The sequence below is a fragment of the Kitasatospora sp. NPDC058965 genome (assembly GCF_042741245.1).
Taxonomy (GTDB): domain Bacteria; phylum Actinomycetota; class Actinomycetes; order Streptomycetales; family Streptomycetaceae; genus Kitasatospora.
On sequence record NZ_JBHYKG010000534.1, the window covers coordinates 1 to 2,919 of the forward strand.

The window sequence follows — 2,919 nt, forward strand, 5'->3', positions numbered from 1 at the left end:
ACCCGGACCGGGTCGGCCCCCGCGGCCGTCGCAGCGGCGGGTCTGCCGCTCACCCCGCGAGCAGCGTCTCGGACAGCCGCCAGAGCGCGTCGGCCCGCTGCGGGTCGAGCGCGTAGGTCCGGTAGTGGCCGTCCGGCAGGCCGTCGCCGGGCCACGGCCGGGAGACGGCGCAGTTGTCCAGGTACCGCCCGCCGACACCCGCCAGCTCCTCCGCCAGCGCGGCCCAGACGCTGGTGGCCGCACCCTGCTCGGCGTTCTTCCAGCCGGGCGGGGTGGCCTGGTTGCCGTCCGGGCCGACCCGGCGCGGGTCCCACTGCTCGGTGTGCTTCCACAGCGGGGAGAGGATCACTCCGGGCATCACGGCGTTGGAGGTGATGCCCTGGTCGCCGTAACGCTCCGTCAGGGCCACCGCGAACTGGGCGTTGGCGGTCTTGGACTGCCCGTAGGCGGCCCAGGGCTGGTACGGGCGGTGGCGGAAGTTCGGGTCCTCCAGGTGCACCTGGTCGATGCCGTGGGCCCGCGAGGAGAGCGAGACCACCCGGGCCCCGCCGGCCGCCCGCAGGGCCGGCAGCAGGCCGGTGGTGAGGGCGAAGTGGCCCAGGTGGTTGGTGCCGAACTGGAGCTCGAAGCCGTCCTCGGTGTGGCTGAACGGCGTCGCCATCACACCGGCGTTGTTGACCAGCACCGCCAGCGGGCTGCCGGTGGCCAGGAAGCGCTCGGTGAAGGCGCGCACCGAGCGCAGCGAGGCCAGGTCGAGCAGTTCGAACCGGACCTCCGGGTTGCCGGTGGACTGCCGGACGTCGGCGGCCACGGCCTCGCCGCGTGCCGCGTCGCGGGCCGCGACCACCACCCGGGCGCCGGTGCCGGCCAGCGCCCGCGCGGTCTCCACGCCGATCCCCGAAGCGGCCCCGGTGACGATCGCCGTGCGGCCGGACAGGTCGTGCCCGGCCGCCACCTCGGCGGCCGTGGAATTCGCTCCGAAACGTGTGCGGCGCGACGTGTTCATTTGTGCTCCTCCCTGATCGGATCGGGCTTTCGTGCGAATTAAGTGCGGTCGCCGAAAATCCTGCCACCGACCCTAGTGCGGGACCACTGCGTCGCCCGGGGCGAGATGTTCCCGCTGCCGCACTGCGTTCACTGCGGGGCCCGAAAAGGCCAGGCAGACGCTGTGGGGCGGGGCCGCGGGGAGGCCGACCTGACGTAGTGCAGGTGGTTCATGACGCAGTGTCGGCTGCATTCCTAAATGATCTCGGATATTCGCTTCCGGGCGTTCTTGGAACTCGGTGCCTCGGTTAGTGTCGTATTCACTGAGCCATATCTATGGCGTCCAGTTCTCTCTTGGAGGTTCCATCCATGACCGCACCAACGGACCAGCGGGCCGTCACACGCAACGCTGCGCCCAGTGTCCAGGCAGCGGGTGGCAACCGGACGGCTGCGCTCCTCCTGCTTGTCGCGGTCCAGTTCATGCTGGTGCTGGACTCGACGATTGTCGCCGTGGCGATGCCCTCCCTCGGCAGCGACCTCGGCTTCTCCCAGGCGAGCCTGTCCTGGGTGACCAACGCGTACGTGCTGCTCTTCGGCGGCTTCCTGATGCTGGGCGGCCGCCTGGCCGACCTGATGGGCCGCCGCAAGCTGTTCATCATCAGCCTGGTGCTGTTCGCCGCCGCCTCGGCGGTCGGCGGCCTGTCGACCTCGCCGACCATGGTGATCATCGTCCGGGCCGTGCAGGGTCTGGCCTCCGCGCTCGCCGCGCCGGCCGCCCTGTCGCTGCTGATGACGGTGTTCCCGGACGACACGGCCGAGGGCAAGACCGCGCGGAACAAGGCCCTGGGCGTCTACGGTGCCGTCTCCGGCGCCGGTGGCGCGGCCGGCATGATCCTCGGCGGCGTGCTGACCAACTGGTTCGGCTGGCAGGCCGTGTTCTACGTCAACGTGCCGATCGCGCTGATCGCCGCCGGGCTGGCGGTGCGCTTCCTGCCGGTCGGTGAGAGCACGGTGGAGGAGAAGGTCTTCGACCTCGGGGGTGCGCTGTTCGTCACCGCCGGCCTCGGCCTGCTGGTCTTCACCCTGGTCGACGCCGGCTCGGTCGGCTGGGGTTCGGGCCGCACCATCGGCGGGATCATCGGCGCCGTGGTGCTGCTGGCCCTGTTCCTGGTGATCGAGGCCAAGCACAAGCAGCCGCTCATCCCGCTGAGCGTCTTCCGCCGCAAGGTGCTGCCGGGGGCGAACCTGGTCGGCGGGCTGGTCCCGATGGCCATGATCCCGGCGATCTTCTTCCTCACCCTCTACACCCAGATCGTCGAGGGCTACTCGCCGCTGCGCTCCGGCCTGGCGCTGGTGCCGCTGGCGATCTCGGTGGTGCTGGCCGCCACCAACGTGGGCCGGGTGCTGCCGCGCCTGGGTCTGAAGGGCACCACGATGCTGGGCACCCTGCTGGTGGCCGGCGGTACCTTCTGGGCCTCCGGCATCGACGGCGGCAGCTTCTGGGCCGAGCAGTTCGGCCCGGAGATCCTGGCCGGTCTGGGCGGTGGCACGGTCTGGGTCTCGGCCACGGTGGCCGCGACCAGCTCCGCCTCGGAGGAGGAGGCCGGCCTGGCCTCGGGCCTGTTCAACACCTCCAACCAGATCGGTGCCGCGCTCGGCCTGGCGGTGCTCGCCACCGTGGCCGCGGCCGGCACCACCAGCTCCACCAAGGCCGGTCACGTGCTCAACACCGCGCTGACCGCCGGGTACAGCAACGCCCTGGTGGGCTCCGCGATCATCGCCCTGGTCGCGACCGCGGTCGCCGCCCTCGCGCTGCCGGGCCGCAGCGCGATGCGCTGAGCCACCAGAGCGACGTCCGCAACGGCCGCTGGGCCGTCGTGGCGGCCGGCCGGCCGCCACGACGGCCCAGCGGCCGTTGCGGACGTCGCTCTGGTG

At 71.8% G+C, this 2,919-nt stretch carries 2 protein-coding genes; one reads left to right on the plus strand and one right to left on the minus strand.

What is annotated here, in order from left to right:
- Nucleotides 1-49 precede the first annotated feature (49 nt).
- The gene (locus ACFW1A_RS39760; RefSeq protein WP_380418482.1) at nucleotides 50-1,006 is read right to left on the minus strand and encodes an SDR family NAD(P)-dependent oxidoreductase; all 957 of its coding nucleotides are present in this window, start codon (nucleotides 1,004-1,006) and stop codon (nucleotides 50-52) included.
- Nucleotides 1,007-1,353: 347 nt separating this feature from the next.
- On the opposite strand from ACFW1A_RS39760, the gene ACFW1A_RS39765 reads away from it, so the two are divergent.
- Complete coding sequence (locus tag ACFW1A_RS39765) at nucleotides 1,354-2,823, plus strand: MFS transporter (RefSeq protein ID WP_380418484.1); 1,470 nt, start codon at nucleotides 1,354-1,356, stop codon at nucleotides 2,821-2,823.
- Nucleotides 2,824-2,919: the final 96 nt, after the last annotated feature.

Bases quoted from the DNA above. Each gene is read 5' to 3' on its own strand.
- ACFW1A_RS39760 (WP_380418482.1), bottom strand. From the start codon at position 1,006: ATGAACACGTCGCGCCGCACACGTTTCGGAGCGAATTCCACGGCCGCC.
- ACFW1A_RS39765 (WP_380418484.1), top strand. From the start codon at position 1,354: ATGACCGCACCAACGGACCAGCGGGCCGTCACACGCAACGCTGCGCCC.